The following is a 21850-nucleotide window of genomic DNA, read 5'->3' as shown; positions in this document are numbered from 1 at the left end:
GGCGGCCGGACGGGCGCCGCGGTCGGCTTCGACCCGGCGGTGCTGCGCGACGCCGTCGCCCGCCAGCCCGCCCTGGAGGCGGCGCCCGGGCTCGGGCTGCTCGACCTCACCGAGCCGACCGAGACCGCCGTCGCGGCCGTGTTCGCGCACACCGCCGTCCTCGCGGGCCGGGAGGGCAACGCCGAGACCCTCGCCGAGGCCGGCCGCTTCTTCGGCCGCCTCGCGCACCTGCTCGACGCCGTCGAGGACCTCGCCGACGACCGCGCGGCGGGCGCCTACAACCCGCTCCTCGCCACCGGCACCTCCCTCGAGGAGGCCCGCCGGCACGCCGACGGCGCGCTGCACGGGCTCCGCCTCGCCCTCGCCGACCTGGAGCTGCAGCGGCCGCGGCTCGTCCGGGCCCTGCTGGACCGGGAGGTCGCCCGCTCGGTCGACCGCGCCTTCGCCGGCCCGGAGAACCAGTCGAAGCACGGCCCCCGGCCGCCGCGCCCCGGCTGGCCCGTCCCGTGCTTCACCGGGGCGGCCGTGTGCGTGACCTGCGGCGTCTTCCAGCCCGAGTGGAGCGACCACCACGGCGACTCGTGCGGGGACCGCTGCTGGTGCACCCGGCACTGCGACGACGGCTGCTCCGACTGCTGCGAGTGCTGCAACTGCTGCGACTGCGATTGCGACTGCTGCGACGGCTGCTGCTGCGACTGCAGCTGACCGTCCGTCCCGGGCCGGGCCACCGCCCGACCCGGGACGTGCCATCCCGGCGGGCTCAGTAGGGTAGACGAAGCCCTTCGACTCACTAGAGAACCCGGCCCTCCATGAACATCCGCAAGCCCCGCCGGGCCGCGCGGCGCCTCGGCGCCGTCGCCGCCCTCGTCCTCGCGCTCGGCGCCGCCACCGCGACCCCCGCCCTGGCGCACACCCGCCTGGTGAGCAGCACGCCCGCCAAGGGCCAGTCCGCGCAGTCGGTCACCGAGGTCAAGCTCGTCTTCAGCGACCAGATCCGCATGGCGCAGGTGGTCGTCAAGGACGACCAGGACAAGACGTACCAGTCGGGCCCGGCCGAACGCTCCGGCACGACGGTGACGCAGAAGCTGACGGGGCCGCTGCCCGCCGGGTCCTACACGGTGGCCTACCGGGTCGTGGGCGAGGACGGGCACCCGATCGAGGGCGACGGCCTGGCGTTCACCGCCGCGGGCGGCGAGGCCGCGGCGCCGGCGCCGGCCACCGGCGGGGTCGGCGCCGAGCAGCAGACGGGCGACGCCGCCACCACCGACGAGCAGCCGCTCAAGGTCGACCAGGAGCAGGCCGCCGAGAAGGACTCCGGCTCCGGGACGGTCCTGTGGGTGCTGATCGTCGCCGGGCTCATGGTCGGCATCGGCGTCGGGGTGGGCATCGTGTACCGCGCCAAGCGCAAGCACCAGGCGGCGACCGGGAAGTGAACCGCGGTGAATAAGGGCAGCCTGAGCGTCTGGCGGGCCGGCGCGGTCGCGGTGGCGGCCGCCGCCGCGGCCCTGGTCGCCGGCCTCGTCCTCGGCGGGTCGGTCACCGAGAAGGTCATCCCCGGCCTCGGCGACGCCGGCGCCCTCACCCGGTGGGGGCTGCCCGCGTCCCGTGCCGCGATGGACCTGCTGTCCGCGCTGACCGTCGGCGCCGTGCTGGCCGCCGCCGCGTTCCTGCCCGTCGAGGGCGGGCGCGGCGCCGCCCGGCTGTCCGCGGACGCGGTCGGCTACCTGCGCGCCGCGTCCTGGATCGCCGCGGGCTGGGCCGCCGCCGCGGCGGCCACCCTCGTGTTCACGGTCGCCGACGTGCTCGGCCAGCCGGTCGGGGAGGTCCTCACCGGCAGCGAGCTGAGCAGCTACGTCGGCTCGCTGCCGCAGGGCACCGCGCTCATGATCGTGGTGCTGCTGGCCGTGGTGGTGGCGCTGCTGGCGCGCACCACCACCACGCCCGCCGCCGCGTTCGGGCTGCTCGCCATGGCCGGGATCGCGCTGCTGCCCGCGCCGCTGACCGGGCACTCGGCCTCGGCCGCCAACCACTCCGTCGCGACGACCGGCGTCGCGCTGCACGTCGCCGCGGTCGCGCCGTGGGTCGGCGGCCTGGCGATCGTCGGCGCGCACGCGCTGCTGCGCCGCGACCGGCTGCCGGTCATGGCGGAGCGGTTCAGCCGGATGGCCCTGTGGTGCTACATCACCGTCGGGGTCAGCGGCCTGGTGAACGTGATCGCCCGGCTGCCCGACCCGGCCGAGCTGGCGACGACGAACTACGGCCGGCTCGCCCTCGGGAAGATCGTCGCGTTCGGGGTGCTCGGCTGGTTCGGCTGGTGGCACCGCGAGCGGACGCTGCCCGCGCTCGCCGCCGGCAAGCCGGGGGCCTTCGCCCGGTTCGGCTCGGTCGAGGCGGCCGTGATGGCCGCCACCATGGGCCTCGCGGTCGCGCTGGCGCGCACCGCGCCGCCCCCGCCGACCGCCCCGGAGTCGGCGGTCAAGTCGCTGCTCGGCTACGACATGCCGCCCGAGGTCACCCCGATGCGGCTGCTGACGCTGTGGCAGTTCGACCTGTTCTTCGCCGTCCTCGCGGCCGTCCTCGGCGGCCTGTACCTGGCCGCCGTCGTCCGGCTGCGGCGGCGCGGCGACTCCTGGCCGGTGGGGCGCACCGCCGCCTGGATCCTCGGCCTGGTGGCCATCCTCGCCGTCACCCAGACCGGCGTCGCCAAGTACGCGCCGATCCTGTTCAGCGTGCACATGGCGCAGCACATGGTGCTGAACATGCTGGTGCCGATCTTCCTGGTCGTCGGCGCGCCGGTGACGCTGGCGCTGCGCGCGCTCAAGCCCGCCCGGGTGCGCGGCGACCGCGGCCCCCGCGAGTGGCTGACCGCGCTGCTCCACAGCCGCTACCTCGCGGTCATCGCGCATCCCGCGGTGGCGACGCTGATCTTCGTGGTGAGCACGTTCGCGCTGTACTTCACGCCGCTGTTCGAGGCGGCGATGCGCAACCACCTCGGCCACATCGCGATGATGGTGCACTTCCTCGCGGCGGGGTCGCTGTTCTTCTGGGTGCTGCTCGGCGTCGACCCGGCGCCGAAGAAGCTGCCCTACCCGGCGCGGCTGATCCTGCTGTTCGTCACGATGCCGTTCCACGCGTTCTTCGGCATCGCGCTGATGAACATGAGCCAGGCGCTGGCACGCGGCTGGTACGGGGCCGTCGACCCGCCGTGGGGCACCACGATCCTGCACGACCAGCACACCGGCGGCGCGATCGCCTGGGCGTTCGGGGAGATCCCGACGTTCATCGTCCTGATCGTGATGGCGTTCCAGTGGTACGCCGACGACCAGCGCCAGGCCCGCCGCATGGACCGCAAGGCCGACCGGGCCGCGCGGCCGGGCGGCCGCGCCGAGGACGACGAGCTCGCCGCCTACAACGCGCGGCTCGCCAAGCTGGCCGAGCGCGACCGGGCCGCCGAGGGGCAGGGCAAGACCTGAGGGCGACGGCGGAACCGCGTCCCTCCCTCGCGCGGGGGAGGGCCCGCGGCGTCCCGTCTGCCAGGATCGATGCGTGTTGCGCGTGTTCCGGCCGCTGATCGAGCGGACCACCTGGCAGCGCTGGTCCCATCTCGTGGTGGGCGGCGCGCTGCTGATGCCGTACTGGTTCCTGGCGATGAGCCTCACGCCGCTGCTGCCGGTCGGCGACACCGCCGTGATGCTCGTGCTCATGCTGGTGGTGATGCCGGCCGCGGCGGTGTTCGTCACCGGCCTCGTGCCGACGGTGCGGCTGCTGGAGGGCTCGCTCGCCCGGGAGCTGCTCAAGGGGCCCGCCACCGCGATCGCCCCCGGTTCGGCGGCGTCGTGGGAGAGCCGGGTCCGGGCCGCGGCGTGGTTCACGCTGCACCTCTTCGCGGGCGTGGTGGTCAGCGGGCTCAGCCTCGCGGTGCCGCCGTTCGCGGCCGTGCTGGTCCTCGCGCCGATGGTGTCGTGGGACACCCGCCTCATGGAGGCGTGGGGGTGGGAGGGGACGTGGCACCAGTGGCCCGCGCCGCCGCTCGGTCTCGCGTCGCTGGCCGCGCTGCTCGCGCTGATCGTCGCGTCCGGGGCGCTGCTGTCCCGGCTCGCGCCGTGGTTCCTCGGCCCGTCCGCCGCCGAGCGGCTCGCCGACATGGAGGCCAGGGCGGTCAAGCTGGCCGAGCGCAACCGGCTGGCCAGGGAGCTGCACGACTCGGTCGGGCACGCGCTGAGCGTGGTGACCCTCCAGGCCGGCGCGGCCGGACGGGTCCTGGACAGCGACCCCGCGTTCGCCCGGGAGGCGCTCGGCGCGATCGAGGAGTCGGCCCGCGCCGCGCTGGAGGACCTCGACCACGTGCTCGGGCTGCTCCGCGAGGACCCGTCCCGCCCGGCCGCACCGCAGGCCACGCTGAAGGACCTCGGCCGGCTGCTGGAGCAGACCCGGATCGCGGGGGTGGCGCTCGACGCCGCCGTGGACCCGGCGGTCGAGCACGTCCCGGCGGCGGTGTCGCGGGAGGCGTACCGGATCGTCCAGGAGGGGCTGACGAACGCGCTGCGGCACGCGGGGAAGGTCCCGGTGCGGCTGCGGCTCGGCATCGCCGGGGAACGGCTGGAGGTGGAGATGAGCAACCCGCTCGGGGCGGCCCGCGGCGACGGCGCCGACCACGGCGGCGGCCGCGGCCTCGCCGGGGTCCGCGAGCGCGTCACCGTGCTGCGCGGCGACATGGCCGCCGGGGCCGACGGGGACGCGTGGCGGTTCCGGGTCTCGCTGCCGCTAAGGTCCGGAACATGACGATCAAGGTGCTGCTGGTCGACGACGAGCGGCTGATCCGGGCGGGCCTCGCCGCCATCATCGACGCCGAGGACGACCTGGCCGTGGTCGGCGAGGCCGCCGACGGCGCCGAGGTGCCGGACGCGGTGCGGCGGCTGCGCCCCGACGTGGTGCTGATGGACGTGCGGATGCCCCGCCTCGACGGCATCCAGGCGACCCGCCGCCTGCTGGAGACCGTGCCGGAGCCGCCGCGGATCATCGTGGTCACCACGTTCGAGAACGACGAGTACGTCTACGACGCGCTGAAGGCGGGCGCGCACGGCTTCCTGCTCAAGCGGACCCGGCCGGAGGAGATCCTGCAGGCGGTCCGGATGGTCGCGCACGGCGACAGCCTGCTGTTCCCGGCGGCGATCCGGGAGCTGGCTGCGCACCACGGCCCGTCCGGCGGCGGGGCCGGCGCGGACTGGCACGGCCGGCTCACCGAGCGGGAGGGCGACGTGCTGCGGCTGATGGCCAAGGGCCGCTCGAACGCCGAGATCGCCGCGGAGCTGTTCGTGAGCCCGCAGACGGTGAAGACGCACGTCGGCAACATCCTCGCCAAGCTCCAGGCGCGGGACCGCACCCAGGCGGTGATCCTCGCCTACGAGACGTCCTTCATCACGCCCGGCTGAGCTGGCAGCATGATCGCATGACGGACTTCCGGTTCGGGTTCAACTTCTTCGACATCCCCTCCCGCGACGAGTTCGCCGACCGGTGCCGGCGCGGCGAGCGGTACGGCTACGACACCGCGCTGGTGCCCGACCACCTCGGGGCCCCGGCGCCGTTCCCGACGATGGTCGCCGCCGCGGAGGCGACGGAGCGGCTGCGGGTCGGCACGCTCGTGCTGAACGCCGGGTTCTGGAACTCGCACCTGCTCGCCCGGGAGGTCGCCACCGCCGACCGGCTCACCGGCGGGCGGGTGGAGCTGGGTCTCGGCGCCGGGCACATGAAGTGGGAGTTCGACGCGGCCGGCATCCCCTGGGAGGGGTTCGGCGCCCGCGCGGAGCGGATGACCGGCATGATCGAGGAGCTGGGCGCGCTGTTCGGCGGGGACGGCTACGAGCGGCACCGGCCGATCGCCGAGCACTTCGGGCTGGCCGAGCTGGCGCCGGTGCAGCGCGCGGGGTTCGGCGGCTCGGGGCCGCCGCTGCTGGTCGGCGGCACGGGCGACACGGTGCTGCGGACGGCGGCGCGGTACGCCGACATCGTCGGGATCGCGGGGGCGTACCAGGTGGCGGGGGAGCCGCCGGGGACGTTCCGGCTGGGCACGGCCGCGGAGGCGGAGGAGCGGGTCCGGTTCGTCCGGGAGCACGCCGGCGACCGGGCGGACGCGATCGAGTGGAACGTGCTCGTCCAGCACGTCCAGGTGACGGCCGACCGGCGCGCGGAGGCCGAGCGGATCCGCGCCGAGCGCATGCCGTACATGGACGTCGAGGAGATCCTGGACACACCGTTCCTCCTGCTCGGGACGGAGGAGCAGCTCGCGGCGCAGATCCGGGAGCGGCGCGAGCGGTTCGGCTTCTCCTACACCACGGTGCACGCGCCGTTCCTGGACGTCCTCGGCCCGGTGATCGAGCGGGTCTAGGCGGGCGCATCGGCCGCCCCTTACACCTGATTTACCTGTCGGTAGCTAGAAAAGAGACATAAACGAACAAGGCCGACCGATCGGGGGATCATGGACGCCGTTACCCTGTCCGAGCTGCGCAAGCCGCGGGCCTACCCGGCGGTGTCGGTGCTGATGCCGACGCACCGCTCCGTCCCGGACAACCGCCAGGACCCGATCCGACTGCGCAACCTGCTGGCCGAGGTCCGGCGGCGGCTGCACGACGACGTCCGGGTCACGCCCGAGGCCGCCGACCATGTCGTGCGGGGGCTGGAGCGGGCGGCGGACGAGGTCGACCTGCGGCACGCCGCCGACGGGCTCGTGCTGTTCGCCGCGCCCGACGGGGAGCACCACTCCTTCGCGATCGGCCAGCACGTGGACGAGCGCGTCGTCGTGGACACCGGGTTCGCCACCCGCGACCTCGTCGCCGCCTACACCCGCACCCCGCGCTACTGGCTGCTGTCGCTGTCGGACCAGCGGACCCGGCTGTGGGACGGCCGCGGCGAGGAGCTGACCGAGCGCACCGGCGGCGGCTTCCCGGTCGAGCCGGAGCCGATCGACGAGGCCGGCTCCGGGCGGCTGGCGCGGCGCGCCGCGCAGGGCGGGGACGGCGAGCGGCAGCGCCGCACCATGCGGGACGTGGTGGCCGCGCTCGACCGCGTCCTGGCCCGGGACCGGCGCCCGCTGATCGTCGCCGGCGTCACCCGCCACCAGGCGTTCTTCGACGAGGTGGCCGGGCCGCACATCACCGTCGCGGGCCGCGTCGACGGCAGCTTCGAGGGCGCCTCGGCGAGCGCGCTCGCCGAGGCGGCGCGCCCGGCGCTCGCCGCCTACGAGGACCTCCGCGAGGTCGGCGTGCTGGCCGAGCTGGAGGCCGCGCGCAGCATCCAGCGCTACGCGGGCGGGCTCTGCGAGGTCACGCCGCTCGCCGAGGAGGGCCGCGGCGAGCACCTCGTCGTCGAGCGCGGCTACTACGCGCCGGCGGTGAAGGCCCGCGGCGAGATCGTCCCGGTGGACGGCATGCCGGGCGTCCTCCGGGGCGCGGACGTCGTCGACGACGCCGTGGACGACGTCATCGAGACGGTGCTGGAGTACGGCGGCGAGGTGACGTTCGTCTCGGACGGCTTCCTCGTCGACCACGGCCGCATCGCGCTGGTGACCCGCTACTGAGCCGCTACCGAGCCGCCGGGCAGGACGGGTCGTGCCAGAGCACCCAGCCGACCGACCAGTCCTCCCGGGCGTAGTGCCGCCAGCCCGCGGGGTGCCCCGGCCATGACGCGGCCGGGGACGTCCCGTCCGGCAGGGAGACCACGACCGTGCACACCCCGGGCGCGGGCGGGCGGCCGTCGCGGATGTCGGTCCGGCCGACGCGCGTCCACCAGACCGGGTACATGAGCTTGGTCCGGTCGAGGGCCCCGCCGACCTGTTCGTCCGGCTGGACCCGCGGCGCTTCGACGTGATCGTCGCCAACCTCGCCGGGAACGCCCTCAAGCACGGGCGACCGCCCGTCACGCTGCGCTTCGAGCGCGCCGCCGGCGAGCCCGGCGGCGGCGTGCGGGTCGTGGTCGCCGACCGCGGTCCCGGTCTCCCCGGCGACCTGCTCGCCGTGGTCTTCGACCGCTTCACCAAGGCCGAGGCGGCGCGCTCGCGCAGCGAGGGCAGCGGCCTCGGCCTCTCGATCGCCAGGGAGAACGCGCTGCTGCACGGCGGGACACTGGACGCCGCGAACGGGCCGGACGGCGGCGCGGTGTTCACGCTGTGGCTGCCGGACGGCAAGGGGGAGGAGCCCGCATGAGACGGCCGCACCGGATGCCGCGCGTGCTCGCGGCGGCGGTGGCCTGCGCCGCCCTGGCAGGCTGCGGGATCAGGCCGACCGGGATCGTCCGGGCGGGCGGGTTGCCGTCCGCCGGCGCCTACCCCGCCACGGTCACCGTGTACCTCGTCCACGGCGACCGGCTGCGGTCCGTGACGCGGCCCGGCCTGCCCGGCCGGCCGAATCTGGGCCTGGAGCAGCTGAACGTGCCGCCAACGGCGCGGGAGCGCGCCATGGGGCTGCGCACCGAGGTCGACACGCCGCTGGAGGCGTACGCGGTCGTCGACGCGTCCGGCCCGGTGGTGGGGCGCTCGCTGATGGTCGTCCGGCCGGCCGACGGCCAGCCGCGCTCGATGAGCTGGTCGCGGATCGCGATGGCCCAGATCGCCTGCACCGCGCAGGCCGTCCCGGGCATCGAGGGAGTCAGCCTGTGGAGCGCCCCGAACCGGGGCGGGGCCGCGTGGGCGCCGGTGACCTGCGACCGGTTCGCCGACCTGCTCGAATGATCAGTTGCGGGTCAGCCACTCGGTGGTGGCCTCGCCGAGGACCGAGCGGACGGCGAGGACGGCGATGCCGAGGGTGAGGACGGGCATCACGACCCAGCGCTCCACCTTGCCGTCCGTCCGCGGGACGAGCGGGACGTCGATCCGCCACGGCAGCGGCCAGAACACCGGGCAGCCGCGCGGTGTCAGGCAGTCGCCGACCACGTGCGCGAAGCAGCCGAGCGCGACCGCGAACCCGACGAAGCTCATATCGATCTTGTGCATCAGCCAGACGGCGACGAGGGCGAGCGCGCAGTCGGCGAGCGCCGACTGCGGCTCCTTGCCCTCGAAGTCCAGCCCGACGCCGCGCAGGCCCAACCCGACGATCATGAAGAGGCAGGCCCACCAGGCGTAGACGTAGTGGGTGGCGAGGGTGTCCATCGCCCAGCCCATGCCGACCGCGAACAGGATCGAGTGGGTGGCGTGCCGGTGCCCGCCCGAGATCTTCCCGATCCACTTGCACATGTGCTGGGTGATGGGGCCGAACGTGTTGGCGATGCGGCCGTTGTGGTGGTCGATGTCCGGCAGGATCGCCGCGCCCGCGCACACCACGGCGCCCGCGGCGACCTGCTCCACCGACAGCGACACCGCGTGGTCGCCGAGGAGCGGCTCGTAACCGAGCACCGGGACGGCGGCCAGCCACGCCAGCGCGCCGCTCAGGGCGTGCGTCTTGCCCATCATGTGCCGTTCCCCGCCTTCCAGACCGTCCCCACCGCCCGTACTCAGGGCGGGACTCTAACCGGCACCTGATCGTTTTCAGTGGCGACGCGCCGAAGCGGGCGCTACGTCCCTTTGATGCGAAACACGGGACTTCGGTTCCCCTCCGCCGGCCCGCGCCGGCCGCGCGCGCCCCGCGCGCGGAGACGACCGCCCCGACGTCCGCGTACTGAACCGGGGCGCCGTCCGGTCAGACCGGGACGAAGCGCCAGGCATCGGACTCCTCGCCCGGCTCGTACGGGGAGTCCAGGCGCTTGGCGAGCACCCCCGGCAGCCCCTGGTCGCGCGCCGCCGCCGCGACGGCGTCGCCGTCACCGGGGAACCAGGGCGCCGTCTGCCACGTCGGCCCCGACAGCCCGAGGCCGTCGAGCCGCTCGCGCCGCTCCCGGTACGGGACGTCCAGCAGCGGACGCCCGTCCAGATGGAGCACGTCGTAGAGCATGAACATCTCGCGGCCCTCCAGGACGGCCAGTTCCCCGTCCAGCACCGCGCGCCGGGAGCCGAGCTCGGCGCCGAGCCGGGAGCCGAGCCCGCCCGGGCCGTCCACGGCGCGGCCCCGCCCGTCGGTGAACCGGGTCCGCCCGCCCTCGACGTAGGCGGCCAGCCGCCGGCCGCCCCACCCGAACTCGAAGCCCCACGCGTCCTGGTCGCGGGGCAGCCGCGCCCGCTCCGCCGGGCGCATGGGGCGCAGCGACTCCGGCAGCGGCTCGGCGTCCGGGTCGGCCGGCGGGTCCATCCGGTGGATCATCCAGTTCCTCCCGCGCGTCCGGAACAGCACGTACCGGCCGGAGACCCGCGCGCCGTGGATGACGATCTTCACCTCGCGCTCGGACCACTTCTCCGTCTCGTACGTCCCGCGGTCCCAGACGGTCATCGTCCCGGCGCCGTACTCGCCGCGCGGGATCTCGCCCTCGAACGTCGCGTACTCCAGGGGATGGTCCTCGGTGTGCACGGCCAGGTGGTTCGTGTCCGGGCTCCACGGCAGGCCCTTCGGGACGGCCCACGACACCAGCACGCCGTCGCGTTCGAGCCGCAGGTCCCAGTGCAGGCTGGTGGCGTGGTGCTCCTGGACGACGAACGTGTCGTCGTTCCCGCGCGGCACGGCCGCGTCCGCGGGCACGGGCTCCGGTGTGCGTCCCGGATCGCGCTTGCCCCGGTACTCGGCGAGCTTGTCGCCGCTCTTCGCGTCCTTGCCGTCGTCGCCGGTCTTCTTGCGGCGGGCGCTCCTGTCCGAGGCGGCCCGCTCCTTCGGGGGCGTGTCCTTCTTCGGGGTCACGCCGGGGACATACCCGAGATCAGCGGATGAAGACGGCGTAGTCGGCGACGTCGCCCGTCAGGTCGGGCGGCAGCCCCGCGACGGCGGCCAGCTCCTCCGCGGACATGAACCCGCCCGCCTCCGCCCGCACTCGCGTGATCTGCGCCGCGAGCTCGGGGGTGATGCCGGGCAGCAGCGTCAGCGCCTCGGCGGGGGCGTGGTTGACGTCGACGAGCCCGCCGTCGTTGTACTGGCGCGGCAGGTCGGGCCGCCCGATCCGCAGCTCCTTGGCGAGCCCCGGGTCGGCCGCGGCCAGCTCCCGCGCCTTCTCCCGCAGCAGCCGGCGGCGCTTGACCTGCTCCACCACGGCCTCGTTGTCGACGCCCGACAGGCCGTGCGGGTCGAACACCCGCCGCCGGATCAGGAACGCGTGCCCGCAGCCCACCACCGCGAGCACGAACAGCAGCACGCCCACCAGGCGCTCGGCGCCCTCTTCCTTGCCGATGTCGGGGAGCAGGAACATCGCCAGCGCGAACACCCCGACGTAGGCGGCCGTGGACACCATCAGGTGAGCGCTGCGGCGCCACAGCGCCGCCGCCGCGAACGTGAACGGCGTGGCGTAGCCGAGGGTCAGGAACGGCAGCGCCGCCCACGTCACGCTCAGCGCCGCCCGCCCCGGAGGCATGCTGTCGGACGGAACCCTCGGCTCGTACGGCGCTGGGGCGTTCATCCAGAAATTCTCCCGGCCGGCTGGGGCGCTGAATCGGACTCTAGATCAAGGGAACCGTCACGGGAGGGTGAGGATTTCGTGGCCGTCATCGGTCACCAGCAGCGTGTGCTCGAACTGCGCGGTGCGCTTGCGGTCCTTGGTGACGACCGTCCAGCCGTCCGGCCAGATGTCGTAGTCGTGGGTGCCGAGCGTCAGCATCGGCTCGACCGTGAACGTCATCCCCGGCTCGATGATCGTCGTCGCGGCGGGGTCGTCGTAGTGCGGGACGACCAGGCCCGAGTGGAAGGTCGTGCCGATCCCGTGCCCGGTGAAGTCGCGGACGACCCCGTACCCGAACCGCTTGGCGTACGACTCGATGACCCGCCCGATCACGTTCAGCGCCCGCCCCGGCTTGACCGCGCGGATGCCGCGCATCGTCGCCTCGCGGGTGCGCTCCACCAGCAGCCGCGACTCCTCGTCGACGTCGCCGCACAGGAACGTCGCGTCGGTGTCGCCGTGCACGCCGTCGATGTAGGCGGTGATGTCGATGTTGACGATGTCGCCGTCGCGCAGGACCGTGTCGTCCGGGATGCCGTGGCAGATCACCTCGTTGATCGAGGTGCACAGCGACTTCGGGAACCCGCGGTAGCCCAGCGTCGACGGGTAGGCGCCGTGGTCCAGCAGGAACTCGTGGCCGATGCGGTCGAGTTCGTCGGTGGTGACGCCCGGCTTGATGTGCGCGCCGACCTCCGCCAGCGCCTGCGCCGCGATCTTCCCCGCCACCCGCATCCGCTCGATGATCTCGGGGGTCTTGACGTCCGGCTCCCCGGTCTTCGGCCGCTTCTTCCCCACGTACTCCGGGCGCGGAATGGCCGACGGGACCTTCCGCATCGGTGAAACGGTGCCGGGCCGGAGCAGCTGGGTCGTCATAGTGATGGAGTGTAGTCAGCGGGATCGGGGCAACGAATCCCGCAGAGCGAGAGGAGCGCCGATGGCCGACGACGGTGACTGGTGGTTCTGCCTGAAGCACATGAAGCCCGAGCACGGGCCCGGGTGCCCCGGCAAGGACCGGATGGGGCCGTACAGGTCCGAGGGCGAGGCCGCGAACGCCATGGAGCTCGCCCGCGAGCGCAACGAGTCCTGGCGCCGCCAGGAGCCCGACGACTGATCAGCCCCCCACGGGTCGCCCAACGACGGGTGTCACTCCACGACGGGCCCGGAGACCGCGTCGAGGAGCCTGGCGAGCCGGACGCGGAGCCCGCGGGGCGTCCGCGCCGGCTCCCGCCCGGCCGCCGCGCTGACGAGGTGCTGCGCCCCGTCGAACGACATCAGCGCCTCGTCCGGCGGGACGGTCAGCGCCTCGTGCGCGAGGCCCCGCAGCTCCCGGTCGCCGCCCTCCAGCGCCAGCACGGTCGCGCCCGTGCGGCGGGCGTCGTCGACCCGCTCCAGCAGCGGGACGGGCGCCTCCTCCTCGGCGACCACGAACAGCGTCTCGCCGCGCCGCGCCGCCTCCAGCCGCTCCAGGCCGACCCGCAGGTGCGGGGGCGCGTCCGCGGGCGGCGTCCAGCGGACCAGCGTCGGCGCCAGCCCGGGGACGCCGCCGAGCCTGCTCTCGTCGTCCAGGTGCGCGGCCAGGTGCCACGGGTCGCCGGCGGGCGTGCCGACCAGCAGCAGCCCGCCCGGCGTGCGGGAGGTGACCCGCAGCGCCCGGCCGAACTCCTCGGTCCGCTCCAGCCAGCCCGTGGCCGACAGGACCTCGCGCAACATGGTGATCTGCTCGGCGTCCACGGGCACCATGGTGCCGCACCCGGCGCCCTGATCAGGCGGTTTTCCGCGAGCCGGGAGCCCTGGCCGCGGCGGCCCGGAGCCGGTTTGGCAGACTCGGCCGCATGACTGAGCAGCAGCAGAAGACGCCCTACGACCTCCCCGACGTCGGCGGCCTGTCGATCGGCATCCTCGGCGGCACCGGTGACCAGGGCAAGGGGCTCGCGCGGCGGTTCGCGCTCGCCGGGCACACGGTGACGATCGGGTCGCGCAGGGCCGAGCGCGCCCAGGCCGCCGCCGACGAGCTGGCCGCCGAGCGCGCCGGCCTGCAAATCTCCGGCGCCGAGAACCCGGTCGCGGCCGGGCGGTCGGACGTCGTGGTCGTCGCCGTCCCGTGGGACGGCCACAAGGCCACGCTGGAGTCGCTGCGCGCCGAGCTGGCCGGCAAGATCGTCGTGGACTGCGTGAACCCGCTCGGCTTCGAGAAGGGCAAGGGCGCGTTCGCGCTGCCGGTCGAGGAGGGCAGCGCCGCCCAGCAGGCCGCCGCCGTGCTCGCCGACAGCCGCGTGGTCGCCGCCTTCCACCACGTCTCCGCCAAGCTGCTGCTCGACCCCGGCGTGGACGAGATGGAGCTGGACGTCCTCGTCCTCGGCAACGACCGCGAGGCCACCGACCTCGTCCAGGCCCTCGCGGGCCGCATCCCCGGCATGCGCGGCGTCTACGGCGGCCGGCTGCACAACGCCCACCAGGTCGAGGCGTTCACCGCCAACCTCATCTCCATGAACCGCCGCTACAAGGCCCACGCGGGACTGCGCATTACCGACGTTTGATCGTTAGGCTCGGTGCGGTGCCGAGTCTGAACGATCCCGAGGCGGCGCGGCGGCCGCTGGTCCTGCTGCCCTCGACGAGGACGGGGCCGCTGCGCGCGGTGGCGACGCGGGTCGGGATCGCGCTGCTGCTCCTGTTCGCCGTGGTCGCCGTCGTCTACGCCGACCGCGGCGGCTACCGCGACAGCGGCGACGGGGAGCTGTCGCTGCTGGACGCGTTCTACTACGCCACGGTGACCGTCTCGACCACCGGCTACGGCGACATCACGCCGGTGGGGGACGCGGCCCGGCTCGTCAACATCGTCTTCATCACGCCCGTGCGGGTGCTGTTCCTCATCGTCCTCGTGGGCACGACCCTGGAGGTCCTGGCGGAACGCACCCGCGAGGACTGGCGCAAGTCACGCTGGAGGGCACGCGTGCGCGACCACATCGTGGTGGCCGGCTACGGCACGAAGGGCCGCAGCGCCATCAAGACCCTGCTGAGCACCGGCGTCGACCGCGCGTCGATCGTCGTCGTGGACCCGGACCCGCGCGTGGTCGCGGAGGCCGCGGAGGCCGGGTTCGTGAGCATCGTCGGGGACGCGACGCGCAACTCGGTGCTGAAGCAGGCCGGGGTGCAGCGCGCCCGGGAGATCGTGGTGGCGAGCGCCCGGGACGACACCGCGGTGCTGATCACCCTGACCGCGCGGCAGCTCAACCCGCACGCCGGGATCCAGGCGTCGGTGCGCGAGTCGGAGAACGTCCCGCTGCTGCGGCAGTCGGGCGCCGACCGCGTGGTGACGTCGTCGGAGGCGGCGGGGCGGCTGCTCGGGATGTCCACCAGCCAGCCCGCCGTCAGCGAGGTCATCGAGGACCTCCTCGACCAGGGCAGCGGCCTCGACCTGGTGTCGCGCGAGGTGCGGCCGGACGAGGTCGGCGGCTCGCTCGCCGCGGTGCGCGAGCCGGCGCTCGCGGTCGTCCGGGACGGCCGGACGCTGCCGTTCGACGACCCGCGGTGCACGACCCTGGAGGCCGGCGACCGGCTGATCGTCGCGCGCTCGTCGCCGCGCCCGCGCGCCCGTTCCGCCGAGGAGAGGGGAGCGGACGGCGCCTCCGCTGCGTCCGAACAGTGACATATCATCGGGGTGGCGACAGGCAGGTGGACATGCGAGAGATCCGGTCGGCAGATCCGTGGAGCGCCTTTCTGGCCCCTCCCGGGCGCGCGGGAGCGCGCCGGGAGCCCGGCGCGGCGCCCGCCGCCGAACCCGGTCCGCCCGCCGGGCCGGCCGGTGGAGGGCCCGGTGGAGGGCCCGTCCCCGAGGACTCGTGCCGGCGCGTGCTCGCCCAGTTGAAGGCGGCCGGCGCCCCGCAGTCGCTGGAGCAGCTCCACCACGCGACCCGGCTCGGGCTGCTGGAGGTCGCGGACGCCGTGGACGCGCTGCGCGAGCGCGGCCTGGTCGCCGTGGACCGCGAGATCGACGAGGTCGTCCGGCTGACCGGGGGCTGAGCCGGTGCTCGGATACGCCGTCGCCGTCTCGCTGAGCTGCCTGGTCGGCATCGCCGAGCTGGTCAGCCGCTACCGGGACCGGCCGACCACGCTCGTCCGGGTGCCGAGCACCTGGGCGTACGTGCTGATCAACGGGGGAGCGGGCGCCGGGTCGCTGCTGCTCCTGCACACCTTCGGCTGGCGGTTCGGCGTGCAGTCGCCGCAGATCGCGGACGCGACGCAGGTGCTGGTCGCGAGCCTCGGCTCGATGATGGTGTTCCGCAGCGCGGTGTTCACCGTCCGGGTCGGGGACGAGGACGTCGCGGTCGGGCCGAGCACGCTGCTGACGTCGCTGCTCGCCGCCGCCGACCGGGGCGTCGACCGCATGCAGGCCAAGACCCGCGCGCAGGAGGCGGGGGAGATCATGCGCGGCGTCTCGTTCGCGAAGTCGCGGCTGGCGCTGCCGACCTACTGCCTGGGGCTGCTGCAGAACGTCTCCGCCGAGGACCAGGCCGACCTGCGCACCGCCGTGGACGCCCTCGCGGGCAGCGAGATGACCGACGGGCAGATGGCCCTCAACCTGGGGCTGCTGCTGATGAACGTGGCCGGGCCCGACGTGCTGCGCTCCGCCGTGGAGACGCTCCGCGACGAGATCACGGCCGACGGCGCGGGCGCGCGGCTCGTCCCGCCGCCGCGCGAGGCGGAGGCGCGCCAGGCGGGCGGGGGCGCGGCCCGCGTCCGGGCGGCCCGGTCGGACCCCGACGAGTAGACCCCGACGAGTAGGGCGCGACCGGGCCGTCGCGGGACGGTTACCGGTAGGTGTGCTCGGGGGCCGGGAAGACCCCGCCGACGACCTCTTCGGCGTAGCCGCGGGCGGCCTCGCCGAGGAGTGTGTTCAGGTCGGCGAACTTCTTGACGAACTTGGCGGTGTGCGGGGTGAGGCCCGCCATGTCCTGCCAGACGAGCACCTGCGCGTCGGTGCCGCTGCCGCCGCCGATGCCGATCGTCGGGATCGACAGCGACGAGGTGACGCGGGCGGCGAGGTCGGCGGGGACGCATTCGAGCACGACCGCGAACGCGCCGGCGGCCTCCAGGGCCTTCGCGTCCGCCATCAACTCGTCGCCGTCCTGGCCGCGGCCCTGCACCCGGTAGCCGCCGAAGACGTTCACCGACTGCGGGGTGAGGCCGAGGTGGCCCATGACCGGGATGCCGGCGGAGACGAGCGCCTCGGCCTGCGGGATGACCCGGCGGCCGCCCTCCAGCTTGATCGCGTGCGCGCCCGCCTCCTTCATGAAGCGGGTGGCGGTCGTCAGCGCCTCGCCGACGCCCGTCTGGTACGAGCCGAACGGCAGGTCGGCGACGACCATGGCGCGCTTGGAGCCGCGCACGACGGCCGCGGTCAGCGGGATCAGCTCGTCCACGGTGACGGGGATGGTGGAGTCGTAGCCGTAGACGACCATCGCGGCGGAGTCGCCGACGAGCAGGACGGGGATGCCGGCCTCGTCGAAGACGCGCGCGGTCTGCGCGTCGTACGCGGTGAGCATCGGCCACTTCTCGTGCCGCTCCTTGGCGGCGGCGATGTCGCGTACGGTCACCCTCCGCGTGCTCGTGCCGCCGTAGAGGGCGGTCGGCTGTGCTGGGGGTGCGACGGATGAAGACATGCGAGAACCTCCGGTCTTGAGGCGCCACGGTGGCGTACCCAGACGGAACCGATCGTGCCACTTCGAAAACGATTCGGGTACCCCCGGGATTCCCCCGGATCGGGCGGATCGGGAATAGGTTACGAAACGCTACCGTTGCGTATCGGCATGGACCCCCAGACGATTCAGCGCCGGCGATGGTACGTCCTCGGCGTCCTCACCATGAGCCTGCTGGTGGTCGTGCTCGACAACACGATCCTCAACGTCGCGCTCAAGACCATCGCCGACCCGGAGAAGGGGCTCGGCGCCACGCAGAGCCAGCTCGAGTGGTCGATCAACTCCTACACGCTCGTCTTCGCCGGCCTGCTGTTCACCTTCGGCGTGATCGGCGACCGGCTCGGACGCAAGCGCGTGCTGATGGGCGGCATGGCGGTGTTCGCCCTCGCCTCGCTGCTGTCGGCCTACGCGCAGACGCCCGACCAGCTCATCTACGCCCGCGCCCTGATGGGCCTCGGCGGCGCCGCCGTGATGCCGCAGACGCTGTCGATCATCACCAACGTCTTCGAGCCGCACGAGCGCGCCCGCGCGATCGGCATCTGGGCCGGCGCGGTCGGCCTCGGCGTCGCGATCGGCCCCCTCACCGGCGGGCTGCTGCTCGCCCACTTCTGGTGGGGCTCGGTCTTCCTCATCAACGTCCCCGTCATCGCGGTCGGCGTCACGCTGATGGCGTTCCTCGTGCCCGAGTCCCGCAACCCCGAGCCCGGACGGCTCGACCCGGTCGGCGTCGTGCTGTCGGTCATCGGCCTCGTCGTCCTGTCGTACGGGATCATCCAGGGCGGCGAGCGGGGCGACTGGCTCGCGCTGCCCGTGCTCGGCCCGATCCTCGCCGGCGCCGCCGTCATCGCGCTGTTCGTCGCGCACGAGGCCCGCACCGCGTCCCCGGCGTTCGACGTCCGGCTGTTCCGGGACCCGCGCATGTCGGCGGCCGTCGCGTCCATCGCGCTGTGCTTCTTCGCCGCGAGCGGCGTGTTCTTCTTCGCCAACTTCTACATGCAGTCGGTGCGCGGGCTGACCCCGCTGCAGTCCGGCGCGATGGTGCTGCCGTTCGCCGTCGCCCAGCTCGCGTTCGCGCCGCGCAGCGCCGCGATGGTGCACCGCTTCGGCGCCAAGGCCGTCTGCACGACCGGCCTGCTGCTGGTCGCCGCCGCGCTGGCGAGCTACCAGTTCATCGGCACCGACACCCCGATGTGGATCCTCGGCGTGATCTTCTTCGTGCAGGGCACCGGGATGGCCAACGTCATGCCGCCCGCCACCGAGTCGGTCATGTCGGCGCTGCCGCGCGAGAAGGCCGGCGCCGGATCGGCCATCAACAACACCGCCCGGCAGGTCGCCGTCGCGATGGGCGTGGCCGTGCTCGGCTCCGTCGTCGCCTCCGTCTACCGCCGCGACCTGGAGGGCGACCTCGCCGCGCTGCCCCCGGGCGCGCGCGAGGCGGCCGGCGAGTCCATCGAGGGCGCGCACGCCGTCGCCGCCCGGATGGGCGACGCCGGGCGGCAGCTCGCCGGGCACGCCGACGCCGCGTTCGTCAACGCCATGCACACCGCGTCCGTCGCCGCCGCCGTCATCGCGCTCCTCGGCGCGCTCGTCGTCGCCAAGTGGATGCCGGGCCGCACCCCCGCCGCCCCCGCCGCGGACGCCGGCGCGCCGCGCGAACCGGAGAAGGCCGCCGCATGAGGACGCGGATGTGAGAGCGTGAACGCGCCATGACCGGGACAGAGCGGCGGCACGGCGGGCGACCCCGCAGCGAGCGTGCCGAGAAGGCCATCATCGAGGCCGTCCTCGACCTCCTCGCCGAGGAGTCGGGGGTGGACGGCGTGTCGGTGGAGGCGGTCGCCGCGCGCGCCGGCGTCGGCAAGACCACCATCTACCGGCGCTGGCCCGGCAAGGACGCGCTGATCCTCGACGCGCTCGGGTCGGCCAAGGCGCCGCTGCCCGAACCGTCCGGCGCCTCCGTCCGGGACGACCTCACCGAGATCGCGCTGGCGATGGCCGCCGAGCGGGGCCGCCGCTACCTGCGGGTCTTCTGGAACGTCATGGGCGGCGCGGAGAAGTACCCCGAGCTGTACGCCCGCTACCGCCGCGACATCATCGAACCGCGCCGCGACGTCGTCCGCCGGGTGCTGCGGCGCGGCGTCGAGACCGGGGAACTGCGCGCCGACCTCGACGTCGAGGCCGCGATGTCGATGCTGCTCGGCACCCTCGCCGGCCGCCGGCCCGGGGAGATCTTCCCCGCCGGCCGCGCCGAGGCCGTCGTCGACACCCTCATGCGGGGCATCGGAGCGGGCGCGCGATGACGCGGCGACGACGGAAGCGAAGCGATTTCGGCACGGTAGGCGTGATCTTCTCCCTTGCGGCGGTGTCATGCCCCATACTGTCGCTGGGTAGTGCTGAGACGACCGGCTGTCTGGAGCGCGTCAGGTGAGATCCGTCATGGCGCCGCGAGGCGATGCGCCCGCCACCGATTCCGCGTCCCGGACCCTGGTCCTGGGCATCGACGGTGCCAGGCGGATCGTCCAGTGCGGGCCGAACGCCCGGGCCGTCCTCGGCCGGGCCCCCGAGGAGCTGATCGGCCGCCCCGCCACCGACCTGGTGGGCGAGGAGGCCAAGGCCGAGCTGGAGACCCTCCTGGAGGTCGGCGACCAGGAGCGCAACGGCGTGATGACCGTGCAGCGCGGCGACCAGGGCACCTCCGCCCTCGTCACCGTGCAGCCGCTCGTCGGCGGCGCGCAGGACGCCGGGCCCGCCGCGCTGCTGTTCGTCCGGGTGGAGCTGCCGCCCAGCGAGCGCTACCAGGACCCGGCCCTCATGCGCCGCGCGCTCATGGACGACCAGCTCACCCGGTTCGGCGCGTCCCTCGACCTCGACCAGTCCGCGCGCGGCCTCGTCGACGTCGTCGTCCCGCACTACTGCAACGCCGCGTCCGTGCTCGTGCTGGAGAGCCTCGTCGCCTCCGACGAGGTGCACAGCGAGTCCGGCTCGGCGGTGCTGCGCCGCATAGCGGTCACCTCCGACGACGGCAACCCCGCCTGGACGTCCACGTTCCCCGTCGGCGAGGTGCTCGTCTTCCCCGAGGGCACCCCCTACCGGGAGGTCATGGAGACCGCCCGGCCCGTCCACCTGCCGCACATCCCCCTGGACGCCGCCACCGAGATCGGCAAGCTGTGGCGGCGCGGCCCCGCGGGCGAGCTGCTGTCCAACGTGTCGATGGTGCTGCTGCCGCTGATCGCCCACGACACCCTGCTCGGCTTCATCGCCTGCACCCGCGTCCCCGGCTTCCGCAAGTTCGACGCCTACGACGTCGAGATCGGCATGGAGTTCGCCGCCCGCGCCGCGATCGTCATCGACAACGCCCGGCGGTTCAGCCGCGAGCGCGCCACCGCGCTGGCGCTGCAGCGCAGCCTGCTGCCGCTGCGGCTGTCCGCGCCGTCCTCCGTCGAGGTCCGGCACCGCTACCTGCCCGGCAGCAAGCTCGTCGAGGTCGGCGGCGACTGGTACGAGTCGATAGCGCTGCCCGGCGCCCGCGTCGCGCTGATCGTCGGCGACGTCGCCGGGCACGGCGTCCGCGCCGCCGTCACCATGGGCCGGCTGCGCACCGCGCTGCACACGCTCGCCAACCTCGAACTGCCGCCCGCCGACGCCCTGCACGTCATGCACGAGCTCATGATCGAGCTCGGCGAGCAGGAGCCCCACTTCGCCACCTGCGTGTACGCCGTCTACGACGCGACCACCGGCACCATCGAGATCGCCTCCGCCGGGCACCTGCCGCCGCTGCTGGCCAGTCCCACCGGCGACAACGAGTACCTGAAGGTCCCGCCCGCCCCGCCGCTCGGCGTCGCCGGCGGCGCCGCGATCGAGAGCCGCGAGTTCACTGTCGAGGACGGCAGCCTCTTCGTCATCTACACCGACGGCCTGGTCGAGAACCGCGGCCGCGACATCGACGACGGCCTCGCCCGCCTCCAGGGCATCTTCGGCCCCGGCTCCGTCGACCGCCCCATGGAGGAACTCGCCAAGGCGACCCTCGCCGGCGTCTACGCCGACCAGCACCGCGACGACATCGCCGTCCTCATCGCCCGGCTGCGCCGCCTCCCCGAAGACCAGTACGCCTCCTGGACCCTGCCCGCCGACCCGGCCGCCGTCCGCCGCGCCCGCGGCCTCGTCAGCGCCCGCCTGGAGGAATGGGGCCTGGAGGACCTGAGCTACACCACCGAGCTGCTGGCCTCCGAACTCATCACCAACGCGCTCCGCTACGCCCCCGGCCCCATCGAGCTGAGACTCCTCCTGGAACGCACCCTCGTCTGCGAGGTCCTGGACCGGTCCGCCGCCCTGCCCCGCCTCCGCCGCGCCGAAGACGACGACGAGAACGGCCGCGGCCTCCTCGTCGTCAGCCAGCTCGCCCACCGCTGGGGCAGCCGCCGCACCGCCGCCGGCAAAGTCGTCTGGTGCGAGCAGATCGTCCCCGGCACCGACCCCGACGCCTCAGAACAAGTCCCGGCCTGGCCGGACGAGGCATGGCCAGGCGAAAGCCACCACCGTGGTTAAGCGTGTCTACCCAGGGGGGCGACCCCCTGGAACCCCCGTCACGGGCGAGAGGCTGTTTCGCCGAGTTGCGCGAGGGGCAGGGCGGGAAAGCCGCGCGCCCCGCGGGGACCGGGGGC

The 21850-nt window shown here is 74.2% G+C and carries 24 protein-coding genes; 17 read left to right on the top strand and 7 right to left on the bottom strand.

All coding sequences use genetic code 11. From position 1 onward, the window contains the following. From AB0K34_RS39560 to AB0K34_RS39530, 7 genes are all read left to right on the top strand, one after another. The coding region (locus tag AB0K34_RS39560) for a DUF5685 family protein (RefSeq protein WP_364553860.1) at window positions 1-705 on the top strand (705 nt) is incomplete at its 5' end. Between the two features lie 104 nt (window positions 706-809). Further along, the gene (locus AB0K34_RS39555; protein ID WP_138636020.1) at window positions 810-1433 is read left to right on the top strand and encodes a copper resistance CopC family protein; all 624 of its coding nucleotides are present in this window, start codon (window positions 810-812) and stop codon (window positions 1431-1433) included. Between the two features lie 6 nt (window positions 1434-1439). Continuing rightward, complete coding sequence (locus tag AB0K34_RS39550; RefSeq protein ID WP_364553858.1) at window positions 1440-3473, top strand: bifunctional copper resistance protein CopD/cytochrome c oxidase assembly protein; 2034 nt, start codon at window positions 1440-1442, stop codon at window positions 3471-3473. A 73-nt stretch (window positions 3474-3546) separates the two neighbouring features. Further along, on the top strand, window positions 3547-4782 hold the full coding sequence (locus tag AB0K34_RS39545) for a histidine kinase (RefSeq protein ID WP_240807455.1): 1236 nt from the start codon (window positions 3547-3549) through the stop codon (window positions 4780-4782). Then, on the top strand, window positions 4779-5432 hold the full coding sequence (locus tag AB0K34_RS39540; protein WP_138636022.1) for a response regulator transcription factor: 654 nt from the start codon (window positions 4779-4781) through the stop codon (window positions 5430-5432). The genes AB0K34_RS39545 and AB0K34_RS39540 overlap by 4 nt, the downstream gene beginning before the upstream one ends. Window positions 5433-5449: 17 nt before the next feature. After that, window positions 5450-6385: a TIGR03621 family F420-dependent LLM class oxidoreductase gene (locus AB0K34_RS39535; RefSeq protein ID WP_364553856.1), complete on the top strand. Its 936-nt coding sequence runs from the start codon at window positions 5450-5452 to the stop codon at window positions 6383-6385. 90 nt (window positions 6386-6475) lie between these two features. Then, on the top strand, window positions 6476-7573 hold the full coding sequence (locus tag AB0K34_RS39530; protein ID WP_364553855.1) for a hypothetical protein: 1098 nt from the start codon (window positions 6476-6478) through the stop codon (window positions 7571-7573). A 4-nt stretch (window positions 7574-7577) separates the two neighbouring features. Here AB0K34_RS39530 and AB0K34_RS39525 read toward each other — a convergent pair whose 3' ends face one another. Then, the gene (locus tag AB0K34_RS39525; RefSeq protein WP_364553854.1) at window positions 7578-7796 is read right to left on the bottom strand and encodes a hypothetical protein; all 219 of its coding nucleotides are present in this window, start codon (window positions 7794-7796) and stop codon (window positions 7578-7580) included. A 30-nt stretch (window positions 7797-7826) separates the two neighbouring features. On the opposite strand from AB0K34_RS39525, the gene AB0K34_RS39520 reads away from it, so the two are divergent. Both AB0K34_RS39520 and AB0K34_RS39515 read left to right on the top strand, forming a co-directional pair. Next, window positions 7827-8198 (top strand): ATP-binding protein, encoded by a 372-nt coding sequence (locus AB0K34_RS39520; protein WP_364553862.1) that lies wholly within the window; start codon window positions 7827-7829, stop codon window positions 8196-8198. Continuing rightward, on the top strand, window positions 8195-8722 hold the full coding sequence (locus AB0K34_RS39515; protein WP_364553852.1) for a hypothetical protein: 528 nt from the start codon (window positions 8195-8197) through the stop codon (window positions 8720-8722). The genes AB0K34_RS39520 and AB0K34_RS39515 overlap by 4 nt, the downstream gene beginning before the upstream one ends. On the opposite strand, the gene AB0K34_RS39510 is transcribed toward AB0K34_RS39515, so the two are convergent. The 4 genes from AB0K34_RS39510 to map all read right to left on the bottom strand — a co-directional run bounded on the left by AB0K34_RS39510 (window position 8723) and on the right by map (window position 12369). Further along, a complete protein-coding gene (locus AB0K34_RS39510) occupies window positions 8723-9439 on the bottom strand; it encodes a metal-dependent hydrolase (protein WP_301176455.1) in 717 nt (238 codons plus the stop codon). Between the two features lie 226 nt (window positions 9440-9665). After that, a complete protein-coding gene (locus AB0K34_RS39505) occupies window positions 9666-10751 on the bottom strand; it encodes a DNA polymerase ligase N-terminal domain-containing protein (RefSeq protein WP_364553850.1) in 1086 nt (361 codons plus the stop codon). 19 nt (window positions 10752-10770) lie between these two features. After that, window positions 10771-11460 (bottom strand): helix-hairpin-helix domain-containing protein, encoded by a 690-nt coding sequence (locus AB0K34_RS39500; RefSeq protein ID WP_364553848.1) that lies wholly within the window; start codon window positions 11458-11460, stop codon window positions 10771-10773. A 57-nt stretch (window positions 11461-11517) separates the two neighbouring features. Then, a complete protein-coding gene (gene map / locus AB0K34_RS39495; RefSeq protein WP_364553846.1) occupies window positions 11518-12369 on the bottom strand; it encodes a type I methionyl aminopeptidase in 852 nt (283 codons plus the stop codon). Window positions 12370-12430: 61 nt separating this feature from the next. Between map and AB0K34_RS39490 the strand changes: the two genes are divergently transcribed. Then, on the top strand, window positions 12431-12607 hold the full coding sequence (locus AB0K34_RS39490; RefSeq protein ID WP_364553845.1) for a hypothetical protein: 177 nt from the start codon (window positions 12431-12433) through the stop codon (window positions 12605-12607). A gap of 32 nt (window positions 12608-12639) precedes the next feature. Here AB0K34_RS39490 and AB0K34_RS39485 read toward each other — a convergent pair whose 3' ends face one another. Further along, the gene (locus AB0K34_RS39485; protein WP_364553843.1) at window positions 12640-13227 is read right to left on the bottom strand and encodes a hypothetical protein; all 588 of its coding nucleotides are present in this window, start codon (window positions 13225-13227) and stop codon (window positions 12640-12642) included. 101 nt (window positions 13228-13328) lie between these two features. Between AB0K34_RS39485 and npdG the strand changes: the two genes are divergently transcribed. The 4 genes from npdG to AB0K34_RS39465 all read left to right on the top strand — a co-directional run bounded on the left by npdG (window position 13329) and on the right by AB0K34_RS39465 (window position 16264). Then, window positions 13329-14033, top strand: a complete 705-nt coding sequence (npdG, locus tag AB0K34_RS39480) for an NADPH-dependent F420 reductase (protein WP_364553842.1) — start codon at window positions 13329-13331, stop codon at window positions 14031-14033. Between the two features lie 17 nt (window positions 14034-14050). Next, window positions 14051-15142 carry an NAD-binding protein gene (locus AB0K34_RS39475; RefSeq protein WP_364553840.1) on the top strand — a complete coding sequence of 364 codons (1092 nt, stop codon included), beginning with the start codon at window positions 14051-14053 and terminating at the stop codon, window positions 15140-15142. A 203-nt stretch (window positions 15143-15345) separates the two neighbouring features. Then, on the top strand, window positions 15346-15516 hold the full coding sequence (locus AB0K34_RS39470) for a hypothetical protein (protein WP_171069203.1): 171 nt from the start codon (window positions 15346-15348) through the stop codon (window positions 15514-15516). A gap of 4 nt (window positions 15517-15520) precedes the next feature. Continuing rightward, window positions 15521-16264 (top strand): hypothetical protein, encoded by a 744-nt coding sequence (locus AB0K34_RS39465; RefSeq protein WP_364553838.1) that lies wholly within the window; start codon window positions 15521-15523, stop codon window positions 16262-16264. A 40-nt stretch (window positions 16265-16304) separates the two neighbouring features. Here the strand turns inward: AB0K34_RS39465 and panB are convergent, their stop codons facing one another. Continuing rightward, entirely contained in the window at window positions 16305-17156 is an 852-nt protein-coding gene (panB, locus tag AB0K34_RS39460) for a 3-methyl-2-oxobutanoate hydroxymethyltransferase (protein WP_138638783.1), read from the bottom strand. Window positions 17157-17303: 147 nt separating this feature from the next. On the opposite strand from panB, the gene AB0K34_RS39455 reads away from it, so the two are divergent. The 3 genes from AB0K34_RS39455 (at window position 17304) to AB0K34_RS39445 (ending at window position 21734) form a co-directional block, all read left to right on the top strand. After that, window positions 17304-18869 (top strand): MFS transporter, encoded by a 1566-nt coding sequence (locus AB0K34_RS39455; RefSeq protein WP_301176459.1) that lies wholly within the window; start codon window positions 17304-17306, stop codon window positions 18867-18869. 29 nt (window positions 18870-18898) lie between these two features. Next, window positions 18899-19489 carry a TetR/AcrR family transcriptional regulator gene (locus AB0K34_RS39450; protein WP_364553837.1) on the top strand — a complete coding sequence of 197 codons (591 nt, stop codon included), beginning with the start codon at window positions 18899-18901 and terminating at the stop codon, window positions 19487-19489. Between the two features lie 136 nt (window positions 19490-19625). Next, window positions 19626-21734, top strand: a complete 2109-nt coding sequence (locus tag AB0K34_RS39445) for a SpoIIE family protein phosphatase (RefSeq protein WP_301176460.1) — start codon at window positions 19626-19628, stop codon at window positions 21732-21734. Window positions 21735-21850 lie beyond the last annotated feature (116 nt).

It is taken from the genome of Actinomadura sp. NPDC049382 (assembly GCF_040677125.1).
Classification (GTDB): Bacteria; Actinomycetota; Actinomycetes; order Streptosporangiales; family Streptosporangiaceae; genus Spirillospora; species Spirillospora geliboluensis.
This window is presented reverse-complemented; position numbering and strand designations above follow the sequence as displayed.

Coding starts and splice junctions, on each gene's coding strand:
- AB0K34_RS39515 (WP_364553852.1), top strand. CDS start 8,195: ATGAGACGGCCGCACCGGATGCCGCGCGTGCTCGCGGCGGCGGTGGCC.
- AB0K34_RS39525 (WP_364553854.1), bottom strand. CDS start 7,796: ATGTACCCGGTCTGGTGGACGCGCGTCGGCCGGACCGACATCCGCGAC.
- AB0K34_RS39510 (WP_301176455.1), bottom strand. CDS start 9,439: ATGATGGGCAAGACGCACGCCCTGAGCGGCGCGCTGGCGTGGCTGGCC.
- AB0K34_RS39490 (WP_364553845.1), top strand. CDS start 12,431: ATGGCCGACGACGGTGACTGGTGGTTCTGCCTGAAGCACATGAAGCCC.
- map (WP_364553846.1), bottom strand. CDS start 12,369: ATGACGACCCAGCTGCTCCGGCCCGGCACCGTTTCACCGATGCGGAAG.
- AB0K34_RS39540 (WP_138636022.1), top strand. CDS start 4,779: ATGACGATCAAGGTGCTGCTGGTCGACGACGAGCGGCTGATCCGGGCG.
- AB0K34_RS39530 (WP_364553855.1), top strand. CDS start 6,476: ATGGACGCCGTTACCCTGTCCGAGCTGCGCAAGCCGCGGGCCTACCCG.
- AB0K34_RS39535 (WP_364553856.1), top strand. CDS start 5,450: ATGACGGACTTCCGGTTCGGGTTCAACTTCTTCGACATCCCCTCCCGC.
- AB0K34_RS39555 (WP_138636020.1), top strand. CDS start 810: ATGAACATCCGCAAGCCCCGCCGGGCCGCGCGGCGCCTCGGCGCCGTC.
- AB0K34_RS39450 (WP_364553837.1), top strand. CDS start 18,899: ATGACCGGGACAGAGCGGCGGCACGGCGGGCGACCCCGCAGCGAGCGT.
- panB (WP_138638783.1), bottom strand. CDS start 17,156: ATGTCTTCATCCGTCGCACCCCCAGCACAGCCGACCGCCCTCTACGGC.
- AB0K34_RS39500 (WP_364553848.1), bottom strand. CDS start 11,460: ATGAACGCCCCAGCGCCGTACGAGCCGAGGGTTCCGTCCGACAGCATG.
- AB0K34_RS39455 (WP_301176459.1), top strand. CDS start 17,304: ATGGACCCCCAGACGATTCAGCGCCGGCGATGGTACGTCCTCGGCGTC.
- npdG (WP_364553842.1), top strand. CDS start 13,329: ATGACTGAGCAGCAGCAGAAGACGCCCTACGACCTCCCCGACGTCGGC.
- AB0K34_RS39445 (WP_301176460.1), top strand. CDS start 19,626: ATGGCGCCGCGAGGCGATGCGCCCGCCACCGATTCCGCGTCCCGGACC.